The organism is Polaromonas sp. A23 (genome assembly GCF_002001015.1).
Lineage (GTDB): Bacteria > Pseudomonadota > Gammaproteobacteria > Burkholderiales > Burkholderiaceae_C > Polaromonas.
In genome coordinates, this window is record NZ_MUNO01000006.1 from 122,943 (window position 1) to 135,899 (window position 12,957).

Sequence of the window (12,957 nt, forward strand, 5' to 3'; positions counted from 1 at the left end):
GATTAATTTTGATATCAATCCAATCGTTTTTTTGACAAAATGCATATCAATCCATGCATTCTGGAAAACCCGATGAGCACTTACAACCACTGGTTCATACGCGCACGGCTCAAAACCCGGCAACTGTTGTTGCTGGTGGCTTTGGCCGAAGAGGGCAATATTCATCGAGCCGCGCAGGTGCTCAGCATGACGCAGCCGGCCGCTTCCAAGCTGCTGAAAGACCTCGAAGACGTTCTGGAAGTACCGCTGTTCGAGCGCTTGCCCAGAGGCATGCGGCCAACCTGGTATGGCGAGACCATGATCCGGCATGCCCGCATGGCGCTGGCCAGCCTGAACCAGGCGCATGACGAGCTCACCGCCCTCAAGACCGGCCACTTCGGGCAGGTTGGCATCGGTGCGATCACTTCGCCCGGGCTGGCCTTGCTGCCGCCGGCGGTCGCCCTGGTCAAGCAGGAGCACCCGAGCCTGCGTATTTCACTGGACATCGAAACCAGCCCGGTGCTGCTGGAGCGGCTGGAGCAGGGCAAGCTCGACATCCTCGTGGCACGCCTGTTTGCCGAGCATGACAAGACCAACCTGCGCTACGAGCCCCTGACCGAGGAGCCGGTGTGCGCCGTGGCGCGGCCGGGGCACCCGTTGCTGGGCATGACCGGCCTGACCCTGCGCGACGTGGTGGCGGCCGGCTGGATTGTGCCGCCTGCGGGCAGTGTGCTCCGGCACCGGTTCGAGCTGATGTTTCAGGAAGACGGGCTGGCGCCACCCATCAACGTGATCGAGTCGTCAGCACTGCTTTTCATCACGCGCATGCTGCAGCAAAGCGACATGGTGGCGGTGCTTGCGGCGGATGTGGCGCGGTATTACGCGGCGCACGGCATCGTTTCTGTGCTGCCGCTGGCCATGCCGTGCCACATGGACGCTTTCGGCATCATCACCCGCACCGACCGGCTGCCATCGCCTGCCGCCAAGGTCATGATGAAAGCGCTGAAAACCGCGAGCCTGACACTCTACGGACGCAGGCTCGAAGTGGATTAAAGGTTAAAGGTCAAACCCAACCGGCGTCCACCTTGAACTCCTGTGCGGTGCACATGGCACCGTCGTCGGAGGCCAGGAACAACACCATGCGCGCAATGTCATGGGGCAGCAGTTTGTCGGGCAGGCACTGGTTGCGCTGGATCTCCTTTTCGCCCTCGGCATCCAGCCAGAGCTTGATTTGCCGCTCGGTCATGACCCAGCCCGGTGATACGGTGTTGATGCGGATGCGATCCTGGCCCAGCGTCTTTGCAAGTCCGCGCGTCAGGCCGTTCACCGAGGATTTGGCGATGGCATAACAGGGGTAGCCGGCGCCCTTGCCTTGCCAGCCGGTCGAACCCAGGTTGACGATGGAGCCGGCGCCCAGCCGCTGCATGCCCGGCACCACCGACTGGATGGCAAAAAGAGCGGGCCGTTCATTGATCGCCATGCGCTCGTCGTAATACGCAGGCGTTACGGACTCCAGGCTGTGCCGGTCGTCGCTGGCAACGTTGTTAACCAGTACCGAGAAGTCTCCCAACGCCCCGGCCGCTTCGGTGATGGCGGTCTGCAGCGCAGTCACATCCTTGACATCACAGGTTCGCCACCATGGCCGGACGTGCCCCGCTTGCGCCAGGTTTTCCGCCAAGGCCTCGCTGGCTTCCTTTGCCACGTCGATAAAGGCCACGCGCGCGCCTTGCTCTGCAAAAGCCGTCACGATGGCGGCGCCTATACCGCTTCCGCCCCCGGTGACAAAAACAGACCGGTTCTTCAGGCTGGGAAAGTGGGACAGGGTGTTGCTTGAAGGGGCCGTGCGCATGGCAGGAGAAGTCGAATTGTTTGACATTGCAATTTATGTATCAATAAATATAAAAATAATAAGTTTCCAACATCACTATGCATTGATATGATCCACCGCGTCAAGAGGCCGTGGACGGCGCATGCACGCAGACCAGCATTTGGAGAGATGAGTGAGCCCGATTCGAGACACCTCCGCAGACACGGATCGACAGCCCCTGAGCACGCCGGTGCTGGGCGCTGTTGAATGTGTCAATCCCGCCCGGGCGCGCTTGGGTGAGGGCACCATGTGGTCGGAACGAGAGCAAGCCCTGTACTGGGTGGATATTCTCGCGTGCCGCCTGCATCGCTACCACCCGGCCAGCATTACCCGCACCACCTGGTCTTTTTCAGAAGAAATTTCCGCGCTGGCCGAACGGACCCACCTGCCCGGCCTGATCGTGACCATGCGCCGCGGCTTCGCGTTGTTTGACCCCGCGGTCGACAGCGAACCGCACTATCTGCACCAGCCCGAACCGGCGCTGCCCGGCAACCGCTTCAACGACGGCAAGTGTGATGCGCAAGGCCGCTTCTGGGGCGGGACCATGGACTTTGACTGCGTGGCGCCCACCGGTGCGCTTTACCGGTACGACCCGGACGGCCGCTGCACCCGCCATGACGAAGGCTTCGCCGTGACCAATGGCCCGACCTGGTCTGCCGATGGCCGTACCCTGTACTTCAACGACACGGTCAATGGCCACATTCATGCGTATGACTTCGACGCTGCGACAGGAACAGTTTCGAACAAGCGGCTCTGGCTGGCTTTTGCAGCGGACGACGGTGTGCCCGACGGCATGACCACGGATGCCGCCGGCCGGTTGTGGATCGCACACTGGGGCGGCGCCTGCATCAGCTGTCATGACCCGGTGAGCGCGCAGGAACTCTGCCGCGTGACCCTGCCCACACGCCATGTGACCAACTGCGCCTTTGGCGGGCCTGATCTGCGCACACTCTATATCACCACCGCCCGAAGCGGTCTCACGCCTGAACAGCTTGCCGCCGAGCCGCTGGCCGGTGGCCTGTTTGCGGTTGCCGTCGACAGCCCGGGCTTGCCTGCCAGCCTGTTCGGCGGTTAATGGCCGTGCAGCCTGCTTCCCCCATGATTGTTTTGCCCGTGAAGGTTCTTCCATGACAGAGTCCGCACATCCCGTCGTCTGGCTGCGCAACGCTGGCCAGCATCTTGGGCTGGTTCCCTCGCTTGGCGGCAGCGTGGCCGCCTGGCAACTCGACCGTCCGCAGGGGCCCCTGGACCTCTGGCGGCCGTGGGACGGCAAGACAATCGATCTTTACCAGACAGCTTCCTTTGCCATGGTGCCATGGTCCAACCGCATCAGCGGCGGCGGCTTCACGCACGAGGGGCGGTTCCACGCCACGCGCCCGAACCGCGCTGGCGAGCCCTATCCCATCCATGGTGACGGCTGGCTGCAGCCCTGGCAGATCTCGCAACCGGCCGCCGACACACTGGTGATGACGCTGACGTCGCACCGCTTTGACGGCAACCCGTGTGACTATGAAGCCGTGCAGACCTTCCGCCTGGTGGAGGGCGGACTGGACCAGCGAGTGCAGGTGCGCCACCTCGGCGCCGAGCCGCTGCCTTACGGCCTGGGCGTGCACCCCTGGTTTCCCCGCACGCCGGCCACGCGAATCACCGCGCCGGTGCAGGGCCTCTGGCTCTGCGGAGACGACCCGCTGCCAGTTGCGCACACGACCCGTTTTCCGGTGGGCTGGAACCTGAACGAGGGCGCGCCGGCCAACGGCCCGCTCATCGACAACGGCTACACCGGCTGGGGCGGCAAGGCCAGCATTGTCTGGCCCGAGCTGGGCTTGCAGCTCACGGCTGACATGCCGGACTTCGAGCAGGACGGTGGTGCCGCGCAGCATTTCTGCTTGATCTATCGGCCACCGCAAGGCCCGGCTTTCTGTTTTGAGCCCATCACGCAGCCCATCGATGCCTTCCATATGCCGGGGCAGCCCGGCCTGCGTGTGCTTGGCCAGGGTGAACAGTTCTCGCTCAACATCCAGTGGCGCGTCGCGCCGCTCGCGGCACAAGCCTGAGCCCGTTGCCTGCGCATGAGCCCCGCTCCCGCATCTTTGTATGCGATTGATGATCTTTTTGGTCTCCAGCCCTTATCCCATCGGCACTAGTAGCTATCAAAATTGGAGCGCCTGTGCCGCGAGCGATTGGAAGCGGCGGCATTGTCGGCCCGGGTGTGGCCGCGGATGGCTTCCAGGCCGTTCCTGTGCGCAGCCTTGCTTGACGCGTCAAAAGCCCTGGGCCAGTATTCCAGCAGAGAGAATGATGCAGTTCTTCACAACAATAGCGACATGCAAACCCTCCTTCAAAACTGCGGCATGACGCCCGAGGCCTGCCTTCCGGAAGGTCTTGTGCAGAGAGGTCTTCATGCCTGAGACCGCTTCCGACGGACAAAAAAACCTGCCTTATGCAGGTATACGCGTTGTCGAATTTACCCACATGGTCATGGGCCCGACCTGCGGGATGGTACTGGCCGACCTGGGGGCCGAGGTGATCAAGGTCGAGCCCCTGGCCGGCGACAACACGCGCCGGCTGCTGGGTTCCGGCGCCGGTTTTTTCCCGATGTTCAACCGCAACAAGAAAAGCATTGCGCTGGACCTGCAGCAGCCCGAAGGCCGCGAAGCGGCATTGCGCCTGATTGCCACCGCTGACATCGTCAGTGAAAACTTCAAGCCCGGCACCATGAAAAAACTCGGGCTGGACTACGCCAGCCTGTCGAAGCTGAACGAGCGGCTGATCTACGTGAGCCACAAGGGTTTTTTGCCCGGCCCCTACGACCACCGCACCGCGCTCGATGAGGTGGTGCAGATGATGGGCGGCTTGGCCTACATGACGGGTCGGCCCGGCGACCCGCTGCGTGCCGGTGCCAGCGTCAACGACATCATGGGCGGCATGTTCGGTGCCATAGGTGCCATGGCTGCGCTGGCTGCGCGCGAAAAAACCGGCAAGGGCCAAGAGGTCCAGGCCGCACTGTTCGAAAACAATGTGTTCCTCGTGGCCCAGCACATGATGCAGTTCGCCGTGACGGGCCAGCCGGCTGCGCCCATGCCGGGGCGGATCTCGGCCTGGGGCATTTACGACGTGTTCACGGTGCAGGATGGTGCGCAGGTTTTCCTGGCCGTGGTCAGCGACACCCAGTGGCAGCTGTTTTGCGATGCCTTCGGTTTGGCCGACCTGCGGGCCGACCACCGGCTGGACAGCAACAACGACCGGGTTCGTGCGCGCAGCTGGCTGTTGCCGCTGCTGCGTGAACGCCTGGCGCCGCGAACGGCGGCGGAACTCAGCGCGCTGTTCGAGCTGCACGGCTTGCCGTTTGCGCCCATCACCCGGCCCGAAGACCTGTTTGACGATCCGCACCTGCAGCAGACAGGCGGGCTGGCGCCCCTGACACTGCCGGATGGCCGTGCGACCCAAGTGCCGCTGCTGCCGCTGACCCTGGCTGGTGAGCGGCCCGGTGTTCGCCTGAACCCGCCCGCGCTCGGCGAGCACAGCCGCAGCCTGCTGGCCAGCTTGGGTTACAGCGAAGCGGAGGTTGCTGCGCTGGTGGCTGGAGCCGTGGTAGCCGTGGCGCAATAAAAGACCTTTGAGCACCCATTGCCACCTTTCGTGCGCATAATCGCTGGCCATGGACAAACTCAAGCAGATGGAATCCTTCGTCTCAGTGGCCACGCGCGGCAGCCTGACTGCCGCCGCCAATGCCGAGGGTGTGGCGCCGGCCATCATGGGGCGCCGGCTGGATGCGCTGGAGGAGCGGCTGGGGGTCAAGCTGCTGGTGCGCACCACGCGCCGCATCACGCTGACGCATGAAGGCAGTGCCTTCCTTGAGGACTGTCAGCGACTGCTGATTGATGTTGCCAATGCCGAGGCCAGTGTCTCGGCCGGCGGCGTCAAGGCCAGCGGCCACCTGCGTATCACGGCGCCTGCCGGCTTCGGGCGCCGCCATGTGGCACCGCTGGTGCCGCGCTTTCGCCAGCTGCATGCGGATGTCACGATCTCGCTGAACCTCAGCGACCGCGTGGTCGATCTGGCGGGTGAGGGTTTTGATTGCGCGGTGCGTGTGGGTGACATGCCTGACTCGTCGCTGGTCAGTGTGCGCATGGCGGACAACCGCCGCCTGTGCGTGGCCACTCCCGACTACCTCAAACGCCATGGCACGCCGCAGCATCCCACCGACCTGGCGAAATTCGACTGCCTGACCCTGTCCAGCGACGCATCGCAAACCCGCGGCTGGGCTTTCCAGGTTGCAGGTGACGTGGTGCACCTCAAACCCGGCGGGCCGCTCGACTGCTCGGACGGCCAGGTCCTGCACGATTGGTGCATGGAAGGTTACGGCATTGCCTGGCGCAGCACCTGGGAAGTCGAGGCCGAAATTGCTGAAGGCAAGCTGGTCGCGCTGCTGCAGGACTTCAATGCGCCACCGAACGGCATTTACGCGGTGTTTCCCCAGCGCAAGCACTTGCCGCTGCGGGTGCGTTTGTGGATAGATTTTCTCAAGCATAACTACGGACAGCCCGAGTTCTGGGCCAGCCTGCGCGCGCCGCGCCACTGAAAAAGGACATCGCATGACACTGGAAGCCCTGCTCGCTTATGTCCATATCCTCACCATTCTGACCATGGTGGTGTTTCTTGCGAGCGAGGCGGCCCTGTGCCGTTCTGAATGGCTGAACGCAGCGGTGGTTGAGCGCCTGCGCAAGATCGACATGATTTACGGCATCGCAGCCGTTGCCGTTCTCCTGACAGGCCTGCTGCGCGTTTTCCTCGGTGCCAAAGGCATGGGCTGGTATGTCACCAACCCGCTGTTTTATGTCAAGCTGGGGCTGTTTGTTGCCATCGGGCTGCTGTCCATCAAGCCCACACTGATGTTTGCCCGATGGCAGCGTGAGCTGCGTGCGAGCGGCGCCTTGCCCGATGCGGCCTCGGTGCAGAAGGCACGCAGGCTGGTGATGGTGCAGGCGCACATCCTGCCTTTTATCCCGCTGGCCGCGGTGTTTCTGGCGCGCGGCTTTGGTTAAAAGGACGGATGCGGCCCGCACCCGCCTGCGCCGGACTCAGGGCTGAGCCGCCACCGGCTTGCCCAGCGAGATTTGCCTGCGCTCCTGCGCCAGGCCTGTGAACGCAAAGTCCACTTCCGGCACGCGCCCGCTCACGATGTCGGCAATCGCTGCGCCCGAGCCGCAGGCGTGTGTCCAGCCCAGCGTGCCGTGCCCGGTATTGAGGAACAGCTTGCGGGTTGTCGAGGCGCCGATGTAAGGTACGTTGGACGGCGTGGCCGGCCGCAGCCCGGTCCAGTACTGCGCATTTTGTCCATCCGTCATCTCGGGGAAGAGCTGGCGCACGCGCCGCACAATGGCCTCGCAGCGTACCAGGTTCAGGTCGGTGTTGTAGCCGCCCAGCTCGGCCGTGCCGGCAATGCGGAGCCGATTGCCAAGGCGCGAAAAAACCAGTTTGTACTCGTCGTCGGTCAGCGAGACATTGAACGAAGCCGCCTCGTTGATCACAGGCAGGGTGACCGAGTAGCCCTTGGCCGGGTAGATGCGCAGGGTCTGGCCCAACAACTTCGCCCACTGCGGGCTGTAGGCGCCCAGGCACATCACATAGGCGTCGGACTGGACTTCGCTGACGATGCCGTCGGCATTGGCAATCTGCACACCCGCCAGCGCGCCGCCCTCCCGGCGCGCGCCGACGATGCGGGTGTTGTACAAAAACTCGACGCCGGCCGAAGCGCACAGGGCTGCCAGCTTGGCCGTGAACTGGTGGGCATCGCCCGACTCATCGCTGGCCGTCATGCTGCCACCCACGAGCTGGCCGCGGCTGGCGGCCAGCGCCGGTTCGATGGCAATGCATTCGTCGGGTGTTTTCATGTCGAGCTCGCACCCGTACTCGCGCATCAGCGCCGCCGGCGCCTGCGCATCGGCATACTCTTTTTCACTGGTGTAGAAGTGCAGGATGCCTTCGGTTTTCTGCTGGTAATCGATGCCGGTGGCGGCGCGCAGGTTCTGCAGTGTGGCGCGGCTGTAAAGGCCGAGGTTCACCATCTGCTTGATGTTGTGGCGCGTGCGGCCCGGTGTGCACTGGCGCAGGAAGTCCAGCCCCCACAGCCACTGGTTCAGGTCGGGGCGCAAGCGAAAGAGCAGCGGCGCGTCTTCACGCATCAGCCACTTCAGCACCTTCAGCGGTGCGCCCGGGTTGGCCCAGGGTTCGGCATGGCTGACGGAGACCTGTCCGCCGTTGGCAAAGCTGGTTTCCATCCCCGCGCCGGGCTGGCGGTCGATGACGGTGACTTCGTGGCCGGCCTGATGCAAAAACCAGGCAGAGGTGATGCCGGTGACGCCGGCACCCAAAACAGTGACTTTCATGAGAATTCCAAGGAAAGAAGGTCGCAAGCCCTTGTCGGGTATGCGCAAGCAGCTATGAAATAAATAGCATCTCAAGGCGGCAGCGTACACCCGTCAAGGTGCCGCTCCCACTGTCCTTGGTACCTGAGAGATTCAACCCGCAGCGCATTCGGCGCTGGCCGGGCTTTGCTCCTTCGGTGGTTGCCGCATTGCGCGGCAACTCTCTCCAGATTCGGCGTGTTTCATTCAATACGGGAGCCTGAGCGATCATGGGAGATTGCGCCTTCGGCGGCCTGCGCCCGGGGCGCAAACACTCTCTTGAATGAAGCTCCATTGTGACATGCCGCAATTGCAGATGGCGCGCCGCAAAAGAAAACCCCGGCAGCGAGGCTGCCGGGGTTGGTCGTGACGGGAGGCAGAGCCTACTTGCTCAGGCACTCTTTCATGAAGGCCTTTCGTTCATCGCCTTTTTTGCCTTTGGCTTCCACATTGCAGGTCTTCATTTTGGTTTGCTGCGCGGGCGCTTCGGCCTTGGCGCTCAGGCACTGCTTCATGAAAGCTTTGCGCTCGTCGCCCTTCTTGCCTTCAGCCTCCTTGTTGCACGCGCCCATCTTGGTCTGTTGGGTGGTTTTGGCGGGTTCGCCGGCGGCGTGGGCCACCGCAGACAGGCCCGTCGACAGGACGAAAGAGACAGCGATCAGGGACAACAGTTTTTTCATGGCGGCTCCAATATTGGGAAAACGGGTTGGATTGAATCCCGGCTGGAATTCCAGTACATAACGCGTGTTGCGACAGGCCGGATGACCGTCCCAGCGCAAACCGTAAAATCAACGCATGCTCCTAGTCAAACAAGAATTGCTCGCGGTCCTGGCCGCAGAGCTGGAAAAGCTTTCACCCGGCGCCGGTGCCAAGGCCGCCTTTGAGTCGCCCAAGGTGGCGGCCCATGGCGACTTTGCGTCCACCGCTGCCATGCAGCTGGCCAAACCCCTCAAGCTCAATCCGCGCCAGGTGGCCGAAGGCCTGCGTGAGGCGCTGCTGGCTGCGCCGGCCTACAGCCAGTGGGTCGATGCGATCGAGATCGCCGGGCCAGGCTTCATCAATTTCCGGCTCAAGCCCGCCGCCAAACAGGCCACGGTGCGCGAGATACTCACGGCCGCCGCGCAATACGGCGTCAAGCCCGCAGAGGAAGCGCGGCGCATGATTGTCGAGTTCGTCTCCGCCAATCCGACAGGCCCGCTGCATGTGGGCCATGGCCGCCAGGCTGCGCTGGGCGATGCCATCTGCAACCTCTTCGCCACCCAGGGCTGGAATGTTTATCGCGAGTTCTATTACAACGACGCCGGCGTGCAGATCCACACGCTGGCCACCAGCACACAGGCCCGCGCCAAAGGTTTGAAGCCTGGTGACGCGCTCTGGCCCGAGCCCGCCTACAACGGCGACTACATCGACGACATCGCGCGCGACTTCATCGCCAAAAAAACCGTCAAATCCGACGACCGAGAATTCACCGCATCGGGCGACATTGAGGACCTGGACGCCATCCGCCAATTTGCCGTGGCCTACCTGCGCCACGAGCAGGACCTGGACCTGAAAGCCTTTTCGGTTGGTTTCAACAATTACTACCTCGAGTCCAGCCTGTACAGCTCGGGCCGGGTCGAATCGACGGTGGCCAGGCTCAAGGGCGCCGGAAAAACCTATGAACAGGATGGCGCGCTCTGGCTGAAGTCCACCGATTACGGCGACGACAAAGACCGCGTGATGAAAAAAAGCGACGGCAGCTACACCTACTTCGTGCCCGACGTCGCCTATCACCTCGCCAAATGGGAGCGCGGCTTCACCAAGGCCATCAACATCCAGGGCATGGACCACCACGGCACGATTGCGCGCGTGCGTGCCGGCCTGCAGGCAGCAGGCGCCGGCATTCCCGAGGGCTACCCCGACTACGTGCTGCACACCATGGTGCGTGTGATGCGTAACGGCGAGGAAGTGAAAATCTCCAAACGCGCCGGCAGTTATGTCACGCTGCGCGACCTGATCGAGTGGACCAGCAAGGATGCGGTGCGCTTTTTTCTGCTCAGCCGCAAGCCCGACACCGAGTATGTGTTTGATATTGATCTGGCCCTGGCCAAGAACAATGAAAACCCGGTGTATTACGTGCAATACGCCCACGCCCGCATCTGTTCCGTGCTGGCAGCCTGGGGCGGCGACACGGCCACACTCAAGGGAGCGGACCTCTCGGCCCTGAGCAGTCCGCAGGCCCAGGCGCTGATGCTGCTGATGGCCAAATACCCCGACATGCTCGCCAATGCCGCCACCGGTTTTGCGCCGCACGACGTGGCTTTTTACCTGCGCGAACTGGCCGCCTGCTACCACAGCTATTACGATGCCGAACGCATCCTGGTTGAGGACGATGTGGTCAAGCTGGCGCGCCTGGCACTGGTGGCTGCGACCGCACAGGTGTTGCACAATGGACTGGCTGTGCTGGGTGTGGACGCCCCGCGCAAGATGTAAGGACCGACGAAATCATGGCGCGCAATTTCCCTATCACCAGGCAAGGCATGCATACACAACGAGGCGGGACCCTGCTTGGGCTCATTATTGGCGCGCTGATTGGCCTGGCCGCTGCCTTGGCGGTGGCCGTGTATGTCACGAAAGTGCCCATTCCCTTCATGAACAAAAGCCAGTCGCGCAGCCCTGACCATGATGCAGCTGAAGCCAAAAAGAACCGCGATTGGGACCCGAATGCGCCGCTGTATGGCAAAAACCCGGTCAAGCCAGCCTCGACCCCGGCATCCGGTCCAGTGGGCGAGCAGAAACCGGCGGCTGAACCGACGGCCAAACCCGCCAAGCCTTCGGCCGATCCGATCGGCGATCTGGCCAAGGCCAAGCAGGCCGCTCCGCCAGCTCCCGAAGCGCCTGCTGTAACTGGTGCCGCGCCTGCGGGTACCGACCCCTTTAACTATTTTGTGCAGGTGGGTGCCTTCCGCACGCCGGAAGACGCCGAGCAGCAGCGGGCCAAAATATCCTTGATGGGCTTGCAGGCCAAGGTGACCGAGCGCGAGCAATCCGGCCGAACTGTCTACCGCGTGCGCTTGGGCCCCTTCGACAAAAAGGACGAGGCCGAAAAGGCCAAAGAGCGGCTCGATGCCAGCGGCGTGGAAACCGCGCTGGTTCGGGTTCAGCGATAACCATGCCTTGCGGCGGGCAGGACTGAACTTTCTGGCGGCAAGGTGTCAAACCTTGCGCACTAACGGAGAAATGATTGATGCAACGACGTGAATTTTCGATTTCCGCCGCCTCGGTGGCCGCAGCTACTTCCCTTGGCACTTTCGCCACTGTGGCCCAGGCCCAGGCGCCCAAGGAGGGCAGTGACTACCTCGCGCTGGACAAACGGGCGCCCGTGGAGGCGCCGGCAGGCAAGGTGGAAGTGGTGGAGTTCTTCTGGTACAGCTGCCCGCACTGCAACCGTTTTGAGCCGGCACTGGAAGAGTGGATCAAAAAAGCGCCCAAGGACGTCGTGATTCGCCGTGTGCCGATCGCGTTCCGTCCTGATTTCGAGCCACAACAGCGGCTTTACTATGTGCTCGAAGCCATGAACAAGGTGCAGGAACTGCACAAAAAAGTGTTTTACGCCATTCACGCGGAAAAGCAGTTGCTCAATACGCCGGACCTGATCGCCGCCTGGGTCGAAAAGCAGGGCATCAATAAAGCGAAATTTCTCGAGCTTTACAACTCTTTTTCTGTCGCCACCAAGGCGCGCAAGGCCACGCAGCTGCAGGATGCCTACAAAATTGATGGCGTTCCTGCCTTGGGCGTTGCAGGGCGCTTCTATACCTCGGGCTCCCTCGCGCAAACCATGGAGCGTGCTCTCATCATCACTGATTACCTGATCAACGAGGTTCGCAAGGGCTAGGTTTTTGCCCGCCTGAGTCTGGCACCCCGCATCGTGGTGTGCCGGTCCGGGGGCCCTTTGCGCCATACCTTCCGGCCTTCTGAGCAGGCCGGCCTGCCACCCGCCCCTGAACCGGCGGGTTTTTTGTGTGCGGCGTCCGTTCCCACCGGGATGCGTCGCTACAATGAGTCAACACAACAAAAGCAGCAAGATTCGTGCCTTTATGAAAACCTCCGCCTGTTTATTGATGCTGGCCGCAACCCTGGTGGTTTTTCCGGTCGCGGCCGAAAAAGCCGACAGTGAGAAACCCATGAACGCCGAGGCAGATGCCCTGCGTTATGACGACCTCAACCAGACCAGCGTTTTTACCGGTAATGTCGTTATCACCAAGGGCACCATCATCATCCGGGGCGCCCGGGTTGATGTGAAACAGGACGTGGAAGGCTACCAGGCGGCGATTGTGATTGCCGCGCCCGACAAGCTGGCCTTTTATCGGCGCAAGCGCGACGGGGTGGACGAATACATCGAAGGCGAAGGCGAACGCATCGAATACGACAGCCGCGCCGACACCGTCAAATTCATCCGGCGAGCGGTGCTACGCCGGTACATGGGCGCCACCCTGGCCGATGAAACGACCGGTGATCTGATTGTTTATGACAACAAGACAGACGTATTTACCGTTGACAGCGGCCCTCAGGGCAAGACGGCTGCCAATCCGAGCGGGCGCATTCGCGCCCTGCTGGCCCCGCGCGGCAAAACCCCCGCGCCAGGCGCCCCCGTGACGCCGCCGGCGACCGGCCCGTCGCCCAATTTGCGTCCCAGCACCACGCTGGGCAATGACAAGAAATAAA

14 protein-coding genes and 1 riboswitch are annotated in these 12,957 nt (G+C 62.5%); of the genes, 10 read left to right on the plus strand and 4 right to left on the minus strand.

Annotated features, from left to right (window positions below; all coding sequences use genetic code 11):
* Positions 1-72: 72 nt before the first annotated feature.
* Positions 73-1,032, plus strand: coding sequence for a LysR family transcriptional regulator (locus B0B52_RS02770; protein WP_077592075.1), 960 nt, complete (start codon positions 73-75; stop codon positions 1,030-1,032).
* Positions 1,033-1,042: 10 nt separating this feature from the next.
* On the opposite strand, the gene B0B52_RS02775 is transcribed toward B0B52_RS02770, so the two are convergent.
* The gene (locus B0B52_RS02775) at positions 1,043-1,828 is read right to left on the minus strand and encodes an SDR family NAD(P)-dependent oxidoreductase (RefSeq protein WP_174575467.1); all 786 of its coding nucleotides are present in this window, start codon (positions 1,826-1,828) and stop codon (positions 1,043-1,045) included.
* Between the two features lie 151 nt (positions 1,829-1,979).
* On the opposite strand from B0B52_RS02775, the gene B0B52_RS02780 reads away from it, so the two are divergent.
* The gene (locus B0B52_RS02780; RefSeq protein WP_077592077.1) at positions 1,980-2,921 is read left to right on the plus strand and encodes an SMP-30/gluconolactonase/LRE family protein; all 942 of its coding nucleotides are present in this window, start codon (positions 1,980-1,982) and stop codon (positions 2,919-2,921) included.
* A 52-nt stretch (positions 2,922-2,973) separates the two neighbouring features.
* Complete coding sequence (locus tag B0B52_RS02785; RefSeq protein WP_077592078.1) at positions 2,974-3,900, plus strand: aldose 1-epimerase; 927 nt, start codon at positions 2,974-2,976, stop codon at positions 3,898-3,900.
* A gap of 207 nt (positions 3,901-4,107) precedes the next feature.
* Here the strand turns inward: B0B52_RS02785 and B0B52_RS22400 are convergent, their stop codons facing one another.
* The gene (locus B0B52_RS22400; RefSeq protein ID WP_168173463.1) at positions 4,108-4,248 is read right to left on the minus strand and encodes a hypothetical protein; all 141 of its coding nucleotides are present in this window, start codon (positions 4,246-4,248) and stop codon (positions 4,108-4,110) included.
* Here B0B52_RS22400 and B0B52_RS02790 point away from each other — a divergent pair.
* The 3 genes from B0B52_RS02790 to B0B52_RS02800 are packed head-to-tail and all read left to right on the plus strand — an operon-like array spanning position 4,247 to position 6,891.
* Complete coding sequence (locus B0B52_RS02790) at positions 4,247-5,455, plus strand: CaiB/BaiF CoA-transferase family protein (protein ID WP_077592079.1); 1,209 nt, start codon at positions 4,247-4,249, stop codon at positions 5,453-5,455. The genes B0B52_RS22400 and B0B52_RS02790 overlap by 2 nt on opposite strands.
* A 49-nt stretch (positions 5,456-5,504) precedes the next feature.
* Complete coding sequence (locus tag B0B52_RS02795; protein WP_077592080.1) at positions 5,505-6,428, plus strand: LysR family transcriptional regulator; 924 nt, start codon at positions 5,505-5,507, stop codon at positions 6,426-6,428.
* A 13-nt stretch (positions 6,429-6,441) separates the two neighbouring features.
* Positions 6,442-6,891, plus strand: coding sequence for a DUF2214 family protein (locus B0B52_RS02800; RefSeq protein ID WP_077592081.1), 450 nt, complete (start codon positions 6,442-6,444; stop codon positions 6,889-6,891).
* 36 nt (positions 6,892-6,927) lie between these two features.
* Here the strand turns inward: B0B52_RS02800 and B0B52_RS02805 are convergent, their stop codons facing one another.
* Together B0B52_RS02805 and B0B52_RS02810 are read right to left on the minus strand one after the other, a co-directional pair.
* Positions 6,928-8,235, minus strand: a complete 1,308-nt coding sequence (locus B0B52_RS02805; RefSeq protein ID WP_077592082.1) for a D-amino acid dehydrogenase — start codon at positions 8,233-8,235, stop codon at positions 6,928-6,930.
* Between the two features lie 216 nt (positions 8,236-8,451).
* Positions 8,452-8,545, minus strand: a riboswitch (glycine riboswitch).
* Positions 8,546-8,636: 91 nt separating this feature from the next.
* A complete protein-coding gene (locus tag B0B52_RS02810; protein ID WP_077592083.1) occupies positions 8,637-8,933 on the minus strand; it encodes a PsiF family protein in 297 nt (98 codons plus the stop codon).
* A 115-nt stretch (positions 8,934-9,048) separates the two neighbouring features.
* Here B0B52_RS02810 and argS point away from each other — a divergent pair, with 115 nt between their 5' ends.
* The 4 genes from argS to lptA all read left to right on the plus strand — a co-directional run bounded on the left by argS (position 9,049) and on the right by lptA (position 12,956).
* Positions 9,049-10,725 (plus strand): arginine--tRNA ligase, encoded by a 1,677-nt coding sequence (gene argS, locus B0B52_RS02815; RefSeq protein ID WP_077592084.1) that lies wholly within the window; start codon positions 9,049-9,051, stop codon positions 10,723-10,725.
* 47 nt (positions 10,726-10,772) lie between these two features.
* On the plus strand, positions 10,773-11,402 hold the full coding sequence (locus tag B0B52_RS02820) for an SPOR domain-containing protein (protein ID WP_077592085.1): 630 nt from the start codon (positions 10,773-10,775) through the stop codon (positions 11,400-11,402).
* Between the two features lie 77 nt (positions 11,403-11,479).
* Entirely contained in the window at positions 11,480-12,127 is a 648-nt protein-coding gene (locus B0B52_RS02825; RefSeq protein WP_077592086.1) for a thiol:disulfide interchange protein DsbA/DsbL, read from the plus strand.
* A 202-nt stretch (positions 12,128-12,329) separates the two neighbouring features.
* A complete protein-coding gene (gene lptA, locus B0B52_RS02830; RefSeq protein WP_077592156.1) occupies positions 12,330-12,956 on the plus strand; it encodes a lipopolysaccharide transport periplasmic protein LptA in 627 nt (208 codons plus the stop codon).
* Position 12,957 lies beyond the last annotated feature (1 nt).

Excerpts from the sequence above, each read along its gene's own strand:
- B0B52_RS02770 (WP_077592075.1), top strand. The coding sequence starts at position 73 with ATGAGCACTTACAACCACTGGTTCATACGCGCACGGCTCAAAACCCGG.
- B0B52_RS02775 (WP_174575467.1), bottom strand. The coding sequence starts at position 1,828 with ATGCGCACGGCCCCTTCAAGCAACACCCTGTCCCACTTTCCCAGCCTG.
- B0B52_RS02785 (WP_077592078.1), top strand. The coding sequence starts at position 2,974 with ATGACAGAGTCCGCACATCCCGTCGTCTGGCTGCGCAACGCTGGCCAG.
- B0B52_RS02790 (WP_077592079.1), top strand. The coding sequence starts at position 4,247 with ATGCCTGAGACCGCTTCCGACGGACAAAAAAACCTGCCTTATGCAGGT.
- B0B52_RS22400 (WP_168173463.1), bottom strand. The coding sequence starts at position 4,248 with ATGAAGACCTCTCTGCACAAGACCTTCCGGAAGGCAGGCCTCGGGCGT.
- B0B52_RS02795 (WP_077592080.1), top strand. The coding sequence starts at position 5,505 with ATGGACAAACTCAAGCAGATGGAATCCTTCGTCTCAGTGGCCACGCGC.
- B0B52_RS02800 (WP_077592081.1), top strand. The coding sequence starts at position 6,442 with ATGACACTGGAAGCCCTGCTCGCTTATGTCCATATCCTCACCATTCTG.
- B0B52_RS02805 (WP_077592082.1), bottom strand. The coding sequence starts at position 8,235 with ATGAAAGTCACTGTTTTGGGTGCCGGCGTCACCGGCATCACCTCTGCC.
- B0B52_RS02810 (WP_077592083.1), bottom strand. The coding sequence starts at position 8,933 with ATGAAAAAACTGTTGTCCCTGATCGCTGTCTCTTTCGTCCTGTCGACG.
- argS (WP_077592084.1), top strand. The coding sequence starts at position 9,049 with ATGCTCCTAGTCAAACAAGAATTGCTCGCGGTCCTGGCCGCAGAGCTG.
- B0B52_RS02820 (WP_077592085.1), top strand. The coding sequence starts at position 10,773 with ATGCATACACAACGAGGCGGGACCCTGCTTGGGCTCATTATTGGCGCG.
- B0B52_RS02825 (WP_077592086.1), top strand. The coding sequence starts at position 11,480 with ATGCAACGACGTGAATTTTCGATTTCCGCCGCCTCGGTGGCCGCAGCT.
- lptA (WP_077592156.1), top strand. The coding sequence starts at position 12,330 with ATGAAAACCTCCGCCTGTTTATTGATGCTGGCCGCAACCCTGGTGGTT.